Origin of the sequence: Demequina lignilytica (genome assembly GCF_030418375.1) — a bacterium.
GTDB lineage: Bacteria > Actinomycetota > Actinomycetes > Actinomycetales > Demequinaceae > Demequina > Demequina lignilytica.
Genome location: NZ_JAUHPZ010000004.1, coordinates 87,220 through 100,065 on the forward strand (window position 1 = coordinate 87,220; position 12,846 = coordinate 100,065).

Here is a 12,846-nt window from a genome sequence, read left to right on the forward strand (position 1 = left end):
GCCTCAGCCGGCCGGGCAGGAGTCGATCAGGCCCTCGGTCGCCGAGAAGGCCACCGCGGAGGAGGTGCCGCCGTCGTACGTGAGGGTGAGGCACCACGCGTAGGGCTCCGGGTCCAGGACGGTGACGCCGCGAGCCTCGAGCCGGTCGAGCTCCGACGGGATCGCGAGGCCATCGACCTCGTAGCCGGTGTCGGTGAGGGACACGGGCGTCGTCGCGCCCGCGTGAGCGGCCGACCAGTCCACGAGGGCGTTGCCGACGTTCACGACGTCGACCTTCGCGTGGGCGTCCTGCGCGACCTGCGGCGCATCGGACAGAGCGTAGGCGACGCCGATCGCGGTGCCGGCGACGATGCCGACGGCGCCGAGGATGGTGCCGGCGAGCGGCCAGCTGCGGCGAGACGCCTTGCCCGAGCGGTAGCGGGCGAGCCCGATGAGCCCGAGGACGAGAGCGACCGGTGCGAGCGCGAGGGCCCCCGTCACGAACGCGGCGATCCCGATTCCGTTGCCGCCGCTCTCGCGCGGCGCCTCGGCGGCGTGCTCCGCGGGGCTCTCGGCGGTCTGCGTCATGGGTCCTCCCAGGGGTTCGGGCCCAGTCTGGCACGGCGTGTCGGGCGCATGGCGAAGGCCCCCCGGAATTCGGGTCCGGGGGGCCTTGCCGAGTGCACTTGAGTCCGCGAAGTCCACACGTCGCGGCGACGCCCCAAGGCCGACCTCCCGGGCCCGTCAGCCCCTGTGCCGTCACCCACAGGTCTCACCTGCCCACGGGGGTTGGGGCAGGCGGATGCGGACCGCCGTTGTCCGGGAAGTCCGATCCGGGAGCTCCGTCGGCGACGTCCCTGGCGCCGGTGGAGAGGTCCCCCATCGGTGCTCAGGCCCGTCACGGGGAACGCTCTCACGCCCCCCGCCGAACCGGTGCGACCCGTCTCGAATGACACGTTTCTACTCGGGTGCCGGGCGCGCCGCAAGGCGTGGAGGGGGGTCGATTCTCATCCACCGGATCCCCACATCGTTATCCACGGCTCCCCCGCACGGCCAACGGTGTTTTCACACACCTGTGGACAGAATCTGTGGAGAAGTCGGCGGTCGCGCGGATGCCCCGGCGACGTTCGCTCGTTGTTCATCGGGGTCATGGGGCCGTGCCCGGTCCCACGCCCTAGGCTGGGCCCATGACCGCACCTGGACTTCTCGCTGCGCAGGCCAAGATGAGGGACGCCGGGGTCGACCAGACCGCGATCGACGTCTTCTCGCACTACTTCGGAGAGCTGGAGGCCGGCGCGACCGGCCTGATCCTCGAGGACACGATCGAGCCGCTGACGGACCCGCCGCTGCTCGCGGACGTCGCGATCGACGAGGCCGCCGCGAACGAGGCGTTCGCGAAGACGGCGATCATCCGCCTCAACGGCGGGCTGGGCACGTCGATGGGCATGGACCGCGCCAAGTCGCTGCTGCCGGTGCGCGACGGCAAGAGCTTCCTGGACCTGATCGTCGAGCAGGTCCGGCACGCCCGTCAGGCCACGGGGGCGCCGCTGCCGCTGATCCTCATGAACTCGTTCCGCACCCAGGAGGACTCGCTCAACGCGCTGAGCTTCCACCCCGACGTCGCCGTCGACGGCCTGCCGGTCGACTTCCTGCAGAACCAGGAGCCCAAGCTGCTCGTCGACGGGCTGATGCCCGTGGACTGGCCAGCAGACCCCACCCTCGAGTGGTGCCCCCCGGGTCACGGCGACATCTACACCGCGCTGCTCGGCTCCGGGATCCTCAAGGCGCTGCTGGACGCGGGCTTCAAGTACGCTGCGACCGGCAACTCGGACAACCTCGGCTCGGTCCCCTCGCCCACGATCGCGGGCTGGTTCGCCGCCTCGGGCGCGCCCTACGCCGCCGAGCTGTGCCCGCGCACCGCGGCCGACCGCAAGGGCGGCCACCTCGCGGTCCGCAAGTCCGACGGCCGCCTGATCCTGCGCGACACCGCGCAGACCGCGCCCGAGGAGATGCACTACTTCACCGACGAGTTCCACCACCCGTACTTCCACACGAACAACCTGTGGTTCGACCTCGAGAAGCTCTACGCCGCCCTGACCGAGCGTGGAGCCGTGCTGGGGCTGCCCCTGATCCGCAACGTCAAGAACGTGGACCCGACCGACGGTTCGAGCCCCGAGGTGTTCCAGATCGAGACCGCGATGGGCGCGGCGATCGAGGTCTTCGAGGGCGCCACGTCGATCGTGGTCGGCCGCGACCGCTTCCTGCCGGTGAAGACCACCAACGACCTGCTGCTGCTCCGGTCCGACGCGTACGACCTGGGCGACGACGGCGGACTGCGGCTCGCGATCGACACGGCCCCGCTGGTCGACCTCGACTCGCGCTTCTACAAGACCATGGCCAAGTTCGAGGCCCGCTTCCCGTACGGCGCCCCCTCGCTGCGCGGCGCGACCTCGCTCACCGTGAAGGGCGACTGGACCTTCGGCGCCGGCGTGGTCTGCCGGGGCGACGTGAGGCTCGAGGACACCGGCTCGGCCGAGGTGATCCCCGACGGCACGGTGCTCGAGGGCTGACGTCGGCATGAGGTCGTGGCCCGGCGGCTCCGCTATCCGCCGCCGGGGCCAGCGGTGACCGCGGGCCCACGGTCGCTGCTCGATCTGCGGCGGGTGAACCGCCGCGAACCGACGTGGCTGGTGTCGCTCGTGCAGCCGCAGCTCAACGGTGGCCGGCTCGATCCCCGGGACCTCGCCCAGCTCGACGAGCGGCCCGAGGCGACGGCGCTCCGGGTCAGCGGGCTCGACCAACGCACGTTCGAGCTCGTGGTCGCGGAGCACGGATCGCGGTTCAGCGCGCTCGACCTGTGGAAGTGCCCGCGCATCGCGGACCTGAGCCCGCTCGAGGACATGACCCACCTGCGGCTGGTGTCAGCCTTCTGGAACCAGCGAAGCGCTCACCTGTGGGACCTTTCCCGCACCCCCGCGCTCGAGGGTCTCCATCTGACCGACTTCATCAAGCTGCGCGCCCTCGACGATGTGGCCCGCGGCGTCTCCCTGAACGAGCTCGAGATCGAGGGTGGCAACTCCAGCCCGGTCACGGTCGACACGTACGAGCCGGTAGGCGCGTTGACCGGGCTGCGCTCGCTGAGCCTCGGCGCGACGCGCCCTCGCGACGGCCGGGTCGAACCCCTGGGAGCGCTCGTGGGTCTTGAGCGTCTCACCCTCCCATCCAACATCTTCACCTGGCGGCAGCTCGCGTGGCTGAGTGCTCGCCTGCCGTCCACCGTCGAGGCCGCGAGCCTGCGCCCCTACCGCCGCCTTGGTCACGCGCTAGGTGGCCACGACACGCTCCTGATGGGCAAGCGGCAGCCCTTCGTGAGCTGGGACGCCGACCAGCGACTCATCCAGGCGCATACGGCTCGGTTCGAGGCCGCGGTCGCCGAGTTCCGTGCGGACCCGCTCCTTGGCCCGGGCTGAGCCCGGCGCCGCTCAGCGCTCCTGGGCGACGTCCTCCTCGGCGGTGCGCGCCAGCATCTCGTTGTAGGCGCGCAGCTCCGCGTCCTGGTCACGGTCGGCCTGTCGGTCCTTCCGGCGGGTCTCCTTCGCGTCCGCGCGGCGCCACGCGGTGACGATCCCGATCGCGAGCAGCAGCACCGGCAGCTCGCCGATCCCCCAGGCGATCTGACCGCCGTACTGCTGGTCGGTGATGGCGTCGGGCCCCCAATCACGGCCCATGAGACCGAACCACGTGGGTGCCAGCAGCACGGTCGACATCATGAGCGAGACGCCGAAGAAGGCGTGGAACGCCATGGTCGAGAAGAGCAGGACGATGCGCAGGGGGTAGCGCGGGCGGGTCGGCCCCGGGTCGATCCCCACGAGCGCGTTGACGAAGAGATACCCGACCACCGTGAAGTGCAGGATCATCCACAGGTGGCCGGCGTGGTTGCGCAGCGCGAACTCGAACAGCGGCGAGTAGTAGAAGGCCACCAGGAAGGCCGCGAAGCTCACGGCGGCCACGATCGGGTTGGCCCAGAACCGCATCCACCGCGACTCCACCACGGCCCGGATCCACTCGCGCGGGCCCACCGAGCCGTCGCGGCGCGGCTCGATCGCCCGCAGCGCGAGCGTGATGGGCGCGGCGAACGTCAGCGGCACGGGCGCCACCATCACCAGCAGCATGTGCTCGACCATGTGCGAGCTGAAGGCGACCATCCCGTAGATCGAGGGAGCGCCCTGGGTGATCCACAGCATCAGGACGATGCCGGCGAGCCAGTTGGCGGTCCGGTACCAAGGCCACGCGTCCCCCCGGCGGCGGAGCACGGCGACTCCGCGGAGGTACAGGACCGCGAGCGCGACCAGCACGAAGGCGCTGATGATCTCGAGTCGCCACTGCACGATCCAGTTGAGCGCGCTGGGGGCCGGAGGAAGCTCGTAGCCGGTGAGGAAGTAGGCGGGGCTCGGCTCCTCGACGGGCTCGATGGGGATCGGCGGCGCGGTCGATGCCAGCACCGCCGCCACGGTCACCACCGCGACGAGCGCGCCGACGTCGATCATCATGACCCGCCAGAAGCGCTCCCTTACCTGACGCTCCGACAGCCGCGGCAGGGACACCCGGCGGTGGAGCACCGCGAGCGCGACCGCGACCGACATCAGCCCGATCTTGAGCAGCAGGAGCCTGCCGTAGGTCGTGGTGACCAGCTCCGCCGGAGAGCTCAGCCGGATCCATCCGTTGGCGGCGCCCGAGACGATCAGCACCGCCGCCGCCCACACCGCGAGGCGCGAGGCGCGACGCACCGCGGCCTTCGCATCGTCGCCCAGCGGCCCCCGCAGCAGGAGCATGGCGCCGATCACGCCCAGCCAGATCGCGGAGCCCGCCAGGTGGAGGAACATCGCCGAGGTCGCGAGGTGGTGGTCCGCGGCTCCCGCGGCGTGCCCGGTCTGCGCGAGCCAGCCGAGCGCCCACAGGACGGGCACGAGCGACCAGGCTGCGACCGTCGGGGTGCGCACGAGCGTGCACAGGACGGACGCGACCAGCCCGGCAGCGAGCACCTGGAGATAGGCGGCCAGCAGATCGACCGACTGCGAGTAGCTCCACCACTCCTCGATGAACCGTGAGGCGTCGGGCAGCTCGCCGCGGATCGACGCGTAGGTCGCCATCGAGTGTCCGAGCGCGGAGAGCACCCAGACGATCGAGCCGACGCGCGCGATCATGGCGGCCCGGTCGACCGCGGCGTGGCCGCGCGGCAGCACCCCGGCGATGATCAGCAGCGCTCCCGCGGTCATCGCGATCGAGACGTCCCGCAGACCCGCGGCGACGGTCACGAGCAGCTCGGCGGACATGGCTCCCAGAGTAGGGCGCGCGTAGGCTGACGCTGTTCGCACCCCGGTGCCTCACCCGCGAGAGGTCCCCATGCCCGCACCCTCCCCGTTGCTCAGCCGCCGCCAGATCAACCTCATCGTCGGCGGCCTGGTGGTCGGCATGTTCCTCGCGGCGCTCGACCAGATGATCGTCGCGACCGCGATCCGGACCATCGGTGACGACCTGAACGGGCTCACGCTGCAGGCCTGGGTCACCACGGCGTACCTGATCGCGTCGACCATCTCCACACCGCTGTACGGCAAGCTCTCCGACATCTACGGGCGCAAGCCGCTGTACGTGATCTCGCTGAGTCTGTTCGTGCTCGGCTCGCTCCTCTGCGGCACCGCGGGCGACATGTACCAGCTCGCGGGCTATCGGGCGCTTCAGGGCCTGGGGGCGGGCGGCCTGATGGCGCTGGCCCTCATCATCGTCGGCGACATCCTCAGCCCGCGCGAGCGCACCAAGTACCAGGCCGCGTTCTTCGGGGTGTGGGGCATCGCATCGGTGCTGGGCCCCGTGCTCGGCGGCTTCTTCGCCGGTGCCGACGCGATCCTGGGTGTCGCCGGCTGGCGATGGATCTTCCTGCTGAACGTGCCGCTGGGGCTCATCGCGCTCGCCGTGATCCTGCGCGTGCTCCACGTGCCGCACTCGCCGCATCATCCGCGCATCGACTACTGGGGCGTCGCGGCACTGATCACCGCGATCGTGCCCATGCTGCTCGTGGTGGAGCAGGGGCGCTCCTGGGGATGGACCTCGCCGAGCGTGCTGGCGCTGGCGGCGTTGTCGGTCGTGGGCATCGCGGGATTCGTCGTGGCCGAGCGGGCGGCGCAGGACGATGCGCTCCTGCCCCTGAGGATGTTCCGCAACCGCACGGTCGCAGTGTCGACAGGGCTCAACTTCGTCATGGGCTTCGCCATGTTCGGGGGGATGGCGGGCCTGCCGCTGTACCTCCAGATCGCCAAGGGCATGGAGCCCACGCAGGCGGGGCTGGCGATGCTGCCGATGATGACCGGCATCATGGCGATGGCGGGCTCGGCCGCGCCCATCATCCACCGGACGGGCCGGTACAAGCCGTTCCCCGTGGTCGGCGGGACCCTGCTGGTGGTCGCTGGGCTGGTGCTGTCGCGGCTCGAGGCGGAGAGCTCGATGTGGTTCTTCAGCCTCGGCGCGTTCCTGTTCGGACTCGGGCTCGGCGGCATCATGCAACCCGTGATGCTCGCCGTGCAGAACGCGGTCGAGCCCCGCGACATGGGCGCCGGCTCGGCGTCGGTCATGTTCTTCCGGCAGATCGGCGGCTCCCTCGGGACCGCGATCTTCCTGTCGATCCTCTTCTCCTCGGTCACGGGGGACATCGCGGAGGAGTTCGAGGTCGCGGCTCAGACGCCCGAGTTCCAGGAGGTGGTCGCGGACCCGGCCACGCTGGAGAACCCCGTGAACGCGCAGGTGCTCGCGGTGGTGCAGAGCGGGTCGCTGGACGCCGCCGACGGGCTGTCGCTCGATGACACGTCGTTCCTGTCGGAGCTCGACCCGGTGCTCGCGGCGCCCTTCCGTGCGGGCTTCGCGGACGCGATCGCGAACGTGCTGCTGATGACCTCGCTCTTCTCGATCCTGGGGCTCGCGCTGGCGATCGCGCTCCCCCAGCTGCCCCTGCGGGAGAAGTCCGGGCTCGAGACCATGCGCGACGGCGACCACGCCATCGGCGGAGGGGCGGCAGCGGACGATGCGGACCGGACGGAGGGCGCGGACCTGCCCGAGGGCGACCGCAGCCCCTGACCGGCGTCCCGCGCGGCGGCCCGGGGACCATCGGCGCCGACGCTCCCGTATTCATGCACGAGCAGACATGGGTGGGTGCACACGCGTCGGTCGGTCCATGCGCGCGGGTGCGTCGGCGCAGGCCCGTGCGTTCCCGCATGAATTCGGGAGCGTCACCGATGGTGCCCTCCACCACCGCGGAGGCCCTCGGGCGACACCGCCGGGCGCGGATCAGGGAGCGTCGTACCAGGCGCCGTGAGCGTGCGCGAGGGCGACCGTCTCCGCGGTCGCGTACCGGGGACCCACCCGCACCTCGGTGATGCCGTATCCCCGGGGCTCCATCCCGATCCGCACCACCGGACGGGTCCGCGCGGCCTCCTCGACCGCATCGTCGATCGCCTCGCGCACCCCCGCGGGCGCCTGATAGAGCGCCACGGTGTGCCATACGACCGTCGGACCCGGCGGCAGGCCGGCGAGCGTCGGGCCCAGCACCTCGGCCGCGTCGCCGGCGATCATCCTGACCTCCATCTCGCCGCGCAGGGCGACGGCCGCGCGCAACCGGTCGAGGCGCGCGGTCTGCTCGGGCCATACGAGCGCCTCGAGCCACGCGACGTTCTCGGGGTGGTCGAGGGCCACCGGCGCGAGGTCGACCCCGGTGCGCGACGCGATCACGGGGACGCTCGCCGGCACCGGCGGGCCGCCGCGACGATGACCGGGAAGCGTGAACGGACCCTCGCCGAGCCGGGCGGCGCCGTAGTCGTACGCGACCCGGTCCATCAGCAGGTTCAGCCCGGCCGCCGCGCCGACGTCGACGGCGTGCACCGCACCCCACCCACGGCTCGCGACCTCGGCGGCGACCACGGGCAGGAGCGCGGCGCATCGGCCGACCTCGTTGGTCTGGGTCGTCCTGGCGCGCGCGATCGCCAGGATCTCCCCGTGGCGGGCGAGGACGAACCGCCGGAACACCCCGTACGGGTCCCCGTCGTGCACGGCACGGCCACCCCCGAGGCGCGGGTACCAGGCCGCGAGCGCATCGTCGGGAGCGAGCAGCAGCTGCACCGCGGCGAAGAGGACGTTGAGCGGCGGCGTCGAGCGGATCTGCGCCACCGTGGCGAGCAGCTCCGGATCGTCGGCGATGCGCGTCGCGTAGAGGAGGTAGAGAGGGGAGTCCGCCGCGGCCGGCGCCCACGCGCGCACCGCCTCCGCGACGGCGCCGAGCTCGGCGGCGTCACCCGCGTGCCATAGACGGTCGGTCAAGCAGTGCCGCCGACGAGCGCGCCGACCAGCGCGATCACGTACGCGTAGAGCGCGACCACTCCGACGATTCCGAGGATCGACAGCACCAGGCCCGTGACGGCGAGACCGCGGTTGGTGGCGAGGCCCCGGCGCACCGAGGTCAGCGCCATCGCGGACAGGACGATCCCACCGATCCCGAGGCCGATCACCCCGAGCAGCGGGACGAATCCCAGTCCCACCCACGCGGCCGCGGCCCCCGCGGCCGCGAGACCGCCCAGGATCACGCCGATCAGCGCGCGGCTGTTGTGCGTGGAGGAGGCGAGGGGAGCAGCCGCGGCCGGCCACGTGCCGGCGGCCGGGGCGGCGTCGGGCACGCCCCGCGCGGACTCCGGACGGGCGGGAGGCATCCCCACCCACTCGTCCGGGAGCGAGAGGGGACCGCCCTCGGCTGAGGGCGTCCGCGGGTCGTCGGGCGTCGTCGGCATGGCGCACTCCTTCGGCCGGTTGCCCTCACCCTATCGATCGGAGCGGGCGGCCCCGGGGATGCCCGCGCGGCAGGCGCCGGGACGCCTCGGTGCGGCGACCGGTGCGCGCGACGGCCAGGCGGACCGTTACCGTTGTCCCGACGATCCGTGACGACGATGGGATGCGACCGATGGAACAGGCCATGCGCGACGACTCCGCGCTGGGGGTGATGCTGGCGCGCGCTGCGGGCGAGGAGCTGCTGCGGGTGCGCGAGGTGTCGGGCCTGGAAGGTCGCGCCTTGGGCGACGCCGGGGATGCGGCCGCGCAGGCGCTGCTGGCGGGCCTGCTGGCGGAGCACCGCCCGGGCGACGCGGTGCTGAGCGAGGAGGCGAAGGACTCGGCGGCACGCCTGGCGGCGGATCGCGTGTGGATCATCGATCCGCTCGACGGCACCCGGGAGTACTCGGAGGGCCGCGCGGACTGGGCGGTGCACGTGGCGTTGTGGGAGGCGGGCGAGCTGGTGTTCGGCGCGGTCGCGATCCCCGGGGAGGACCTGGTGCTCGACTCGTCGTCGGTCGCCGCGGTGCCGGCGGGCGCTCCCGATGCTCCCGTGCGGCTGGCGGTGTCGCGGTCGCGTCCACCGGCGGTGACGGAGCCGGTGCGTGCCGCGTTGAACGCCGAGCTGGTGCCGATGGGCTCGGCCGGCGTCAAGATCGCGGCGGTGGTGCGCGGTCAGGTCGAGGCGTACGTCCATGCGGGCGGCCAGTATCAGTGGGACTCCGCGGCGCCGGTCGCGCTCGCGCGAGCGGCTGGTCTTCACACGTCGCGCATCGACGGCTCGCCCCTTGTCTACAATGGCGCAGATCCCTATCTTCCGGATCTGGTGGTGTGCCGTCCGGATCTGGCCGGACCGATCCTCGCGGCGGTGGCCGGCGAGCGCGACGGAGGAACCGCATGACGTCTCAGAACACTCTCAGCCAGCTCGATGCGCTCGAGGCCGAGGCGATCCACATCGTGCGCGAGGTCGTGGCGCAGATGGAGCGGCCGGCGCTGCTGTTCTCCGGCGGCAAGGACTCGATCGTGCTGCTGCACATCGCGCTGAAGGCGTTCGCGCCGGCGCGGCTGCCGATGCCGGTGGTGCACATCGACACGGGTCACAACTTCCCCGAGGTGCTCGACTACCGCGACCGGATCGTGGAGCAGTACGGCCTGCAGCTGGTGGTCGGGTCGGTGCAGGCCGCGATCGACAAGGGAACGGTCCGCGAGGAGCCCAACGGGTCGCGCAACCGGATCCAGACGCCGGTGCTGCTGGAGACCATCGAGTCGAACAGGTTCGACGCGTGCATGGGCGGAGCCCGCCGCGACGAGGAGAAGGCCCGCGCGAAGGAGCGCGTGTTCTCCTTCCGCGACGAGTTCGGCCAGTGGGATCCGCGCAACCAGCGTCCCGAGCTGTGGTCGCTGTACAACGGCCGCGTCCACCAGGGCGAGTCGATCCGGGTGTTCCCGCTGTCGAACTGGACCGAGCTGGACATCTGGGACTACGTCGCGTCGCGCGAGATCGAGGTCCCCTCGATCTATCTCGCGCACGAGCGCGACGTGTTCCACCGCGGCGGGATGTGGATGGCCGCGAACGAGTTCTGCCAGCCGCGCGAGGACGAGATGATCGAGCGGCGCACGGTGCGCTACCGCACCGTCGGCGATGCGACGCTGACCGCCGCCGTGCTGTCCGACGCGGACACGGTGGACAAGATCATCGCGGAGACCGCGGCGACGCGGCTCACGGAGCGGGGTGCCACCCGCGGCGACGACCGGGTGTCGGAGGCCGCGATGGAGGACCGCAAGAAGGAAGGGTACTTCTGATGGATCTGCTGCGATTCGCCACGGCCGGCTCGGTCGACGACGGCAAGTCCACCCTGATCGGGCGCCTGCTGTACGACAGCAAGTCGATCTTCGAGGACCAGCTGGAGTCCGTCGAGGCCGCGTCGAAGGCCCGTGGCACGGAGTACACGGACCTCGCGCTGCTCACCGACGGCCTGCGCGCCGAGCGTGAGCAGGGCATCACCATCGACGTGGCGTACCGCTACTTCGCGACCCCGAGGCGCAAGTTCATCATCGCGGACACCCCCGGGCACCAGCAGTACACCCGCAACATGGTCACGGGCGCCTCCACGGCGGACCTGGCGATCATCCTGGTCGACGCCCGCAAGGGCATGACGGAGCAGTCGCGCCGCCACGCCACCATCGCGTCGCTGCTGCGGGTCCCCCACCTGGTCCTCGCGGTGAACAAGATGGACCTGGTCGGCTGGGACGAGGCCGTCTTCAACGACATCTACGAGGAGTTCTCGCAGTTCGCGTCGAAGCTCGATGTGCCCGACCTGACGGCGATCCCGCTGTCGGCCCTGCTGGGTGACAACGTCGTGGACCGGTCGGTGAACATGCCCTGGTACGACGGCGCGTCGCTGATGCACCACCTCGAGCACGTCCACATCGCGTCGGACCGCAACCTGCAGGACGTGCGCTTCCCGGTCCAGTACGTGATCCGGCCGATGCGCAACGACGTCCACGACTACCGCGGCTTCGCGGGACAGGTCGCCTCGGGCATCCTCAAGGTCGGCGACGAGGTGATGGCGCTGCCGTCCGGCATGACGTCGAAGATCGCCGCGATCGACGGCCCCTCGGGCCCCCTCGAGACGGCCCAGCCGCCGCAGTCGGTCACGGTGCGCCTGGAGGACGAGATCGACGTCTCGCGTGGGGACATCCTGTGCCGGGTGGGCAACCACCCCGAGCCCACCCAGGACGTCGACGCCACCATCTGCTGGATGGACGCCGAGCCGCTCGTGGTCGGCAAGAAGTACGGCATCCTCCACACCACGCGGATGGCCCGCGCGATGGTCAAGGACATCGCGTACGAGCTTGACGTCAACACCCTGCACCGCGACCCCGACGCCACCCAGCTGGGCCTGAACTCCCTGGGCCGCATCAAGCTGCGCGTCACGTCGCCGCTGCTGGTCGACGACTACGCCGACAACCGCGCCACCGGCTCGTTCATCCTGATCGACGAGTCCGCGAACCGCACGGTCGGCGCGGGCGTCATCCGTCACAGCTAGGAGCCCTCCCGCATGGACCCGGCACTGCTGGCCGTCGCGTTCGGCATCGGCATCGTGGTCGGGCTCACCGGCATGGGCGGTGGCGCCCTCATGACCCCGGTGCTCGTGCTGTTCTTCAACATCCCACCGCTGACGGCGGTGTCCTCCGACGTGGTCGCGTCCGCCGCCATGAAGCCGGCGGGCTCGTGGGTGCACTGGCGCAACGGCACCGTCAACTGGACGCTCGTGAAGCTGCTGGTCGGAGGCTCGGTACCGGCCGCGTTCCTGGGCGTGCTGATCGCCCACTGGATCGGCCCCGGGCCCGAGGTGCAGGCCTTCATCAAGCACGCCCTGGGCTACGTGCTCATGGTCGCCTCCGCCGGCCTGCTCGCCCGCGCCTACCTTCGTCTGCGCGAGCGCGCCCAGTCCCGCGACGGCAAGGGCTCCCCCCTGCCCAAGGAACGCCCCGAGGTCATCGCCCGCCCCATCCCGACCATCATCGTCGGCGTCGTCGGCGGCCTCATGGTCGGCCTGACCTCCGTCGGGTCGGGCTCCCTCATCATCGTCGCCCTGATGGCGCTGTACCCGACCCTCAAGGCCTCCCAGCTCGTCGGCACCGACCTGGTCCAGGCCGTTCCGCTCGTGTTCGCGGCGGCCATCGCGCACCTCATCTTCGGCGACGTCGACTGGTCCGTCACCTGGCCCATCATCATCGGCTCCATCCCGGGCGCCTACATCGGCGCGCACATCTCCTCGCGGGTCTCCGGCGGCATCGTCCGCCGCGCCCTCGCGATCGTGCTCATGATCGCCGGGCTCAAGCTCATCGGCGTGTCCAACGAGTGGACCCTGGTCGCCCTGGCCGTCGCGCTCGTCGGCGGCACCCTCGCGTGGGGCCTGATCCGCCGGTCCCTGGGGTTCTCGTTCTTCATCCACCAGGACAAGCGCCGCAAGACCCGGCCCACCAAGGGAGACTGAC

Annotated in this window: 11 protein-coding genes; 7 read left to right on the forward strand and 4 right to left on the reverse strand. The window is 71.4% G+C overall.

Annotation, left to right across the window (positions count from 1 at the left end; all coding sequences use genetic code 11):
• Positions 1–3: 3 nt before the first annotated feature.
• Positions 4–567, reverse strand: coding sequence for a hypothetical protein (locus tag QQX13_RS08150; RefSeq protein WP_301153073.1), 564 nt, complete (start codon positions 565–567; stop codon positions 4–6).
• Between the two features lie 599 nt (positions 568–1,166).
• Here QQX13_RS08150 and QQX13_RS08155 point away from each other — a divergent pair.
• Both QQX13_RS08155 and QQX13_RS08160 read left to right on the forward strand, forming a co-directional pair.
• Positions 1,167–2,549 carry a UTP--glucose-1-phosphate uridylyltransferase gene (locus QQX13_RS08155; RefSeq protein WP_301153074.1) on the forward strand — a complete coding sequence of 461 codons (1,383 nt, stop codon included), beginning with the start codon at positions 1,167–1,169 and terminating at the stop codon, positions 2,547–2,549.
• Between the two features lie 54 nt (positions 2,550–2,603).
• The gene (locus QQX13_RS08160; protein WP_301153075.1) at positions 2,604–3,449 is read left to right on the forward strand and encodes a hypothetical protein; all 846 of its coding nucleotides are present in this window, start codon (positions 2,604–2,606) and stop codon (positions 3,447–3,449) included.
• 12 nt (positions 3,450–3,461) lie between these two features.
• On the opposite strand, the gene QQX13_RS08165 is transcribed toward QQX13_RS08160, so the two are convergent.
• Positions 3,462–5,312 (reverse strand): bifunctional copper resistance protein CopD/cytochrome c oxidase assembly protein, encoded by a 1,851-nt coding sequence (locus tag QQX13_RS08165; RefSeq protein ID WP_301153077.1) that lies wholly within the window; start codon positions 5,310–5,312, stop codon positions 3,462–3,464.
• A gap of 70 nt (positions 5,313–5,382) precedes the next feature.
• Between QQX13_RS08165 and QQX13_RS08170 the strand changes: the two genes are divergently transcribed.
• A complete protein-coding gene (locus QQX13_RS08170) occupies positions 5,383–7,104 on the forward strand; it encodes an MDR family MFS transporter (RefSeq protein WP_301119169.1) in 1,722 nt (573 codons plus the stop codon).
• A 210-nt stretch (positions 7,105–7,314) separates the two neighbouring features.
• Here the strand turns inward: QQX13_RS08170 and QQX13_RS08175 are convergent, their stop codons facing one another.
• Positions 7,315–8,340 carry a DUF2332 domain-containing protein gene (locus tag QQX13_RS08175; RefSeq protein ID WP_301153078.1) on the reverse strand — a complete coding sequence of 342 codons (1,026 nt, stop codon included), beginning with the start codon at positions 8,338–8,340 and terminating at the stop codon, positions 7,315–7,317.
• Positions 8,337–8,804, reverse strand: coding sequence for a hypothetical protein (locus QQX13_RS08180; protein WP_301119164.1), 468 nt, complete (start codon positions 8,802–8,804; stop codon positions 8,337–8,339). Before QQX13_RS08180 ends, QQX13_RS08175 begins: the two co-directional genes overlap by 4 nt.
• A 182-nt stretch (positions 8,805–8,986) precedes the next feature.
• Between QQX13_RS08180 and QQX13_RS08185 the strand changes: the two genes are divergently transcribed.
• From QQX13_RS08185 to QQX13_RS08200, 4 genes are read left to right on the forward strand one after another with little or no spacing between them, the layout of a single operon-like run.
• Positions 8,987–9,742: an inositol monophosphatase family protein gene (locus tag QQX13_RS08185; RefSeq protein WP_301119162.1), complete on the forward strand. Its 756-nt coding sequence runs from the start codon at positions 8,987–8,989 to the stop codon at positions 9,740–9,742.
• Positions 9,739–10,644, forward strand: a complete 906-nt coding sequence (gene cysD, locus QQX13_RS08190) for a sulfate adenylyltransferase subunit CysD (RefSeq protein ID WP_301153079.1) — start codon at positions 9,739–9,741, stop codon at positions 10,642–10,644. Before QQX13_RS08185 ends, cysD begins: the two co-directional genes overlap by 4 nt.
• Positions 10,644–11,891: a sulfate adenylyltransferase subunit CysN gene (gene cysN, locus QQX13_RS08195; protein WP_301119158.1), complete on the forward strand. Its 1,248-nt coding sequence runs from the start codon at positions 10,644–10,646 to the stop codon at positions 11,889–11,891. Before cysD ends, cysN begins: the two co-directional genes overlap by 1 nt.
• A 12-nt stretch (positions 11,892–11,903) precedes the next feature.
• Positions 11,904–12,845 (forward strand): sulfite exporter TauE/SafE family protein, encoded by a 942-nt coding sequence (locus tag QQX13_RS08200; RefSeq protein WP_301153081.1) that lies wholly within the window; start codon positions 11,904–11,906, stop codon positions 12,843–12,845.
• Position 12,846: the final 1 nt, after the last annotated feature.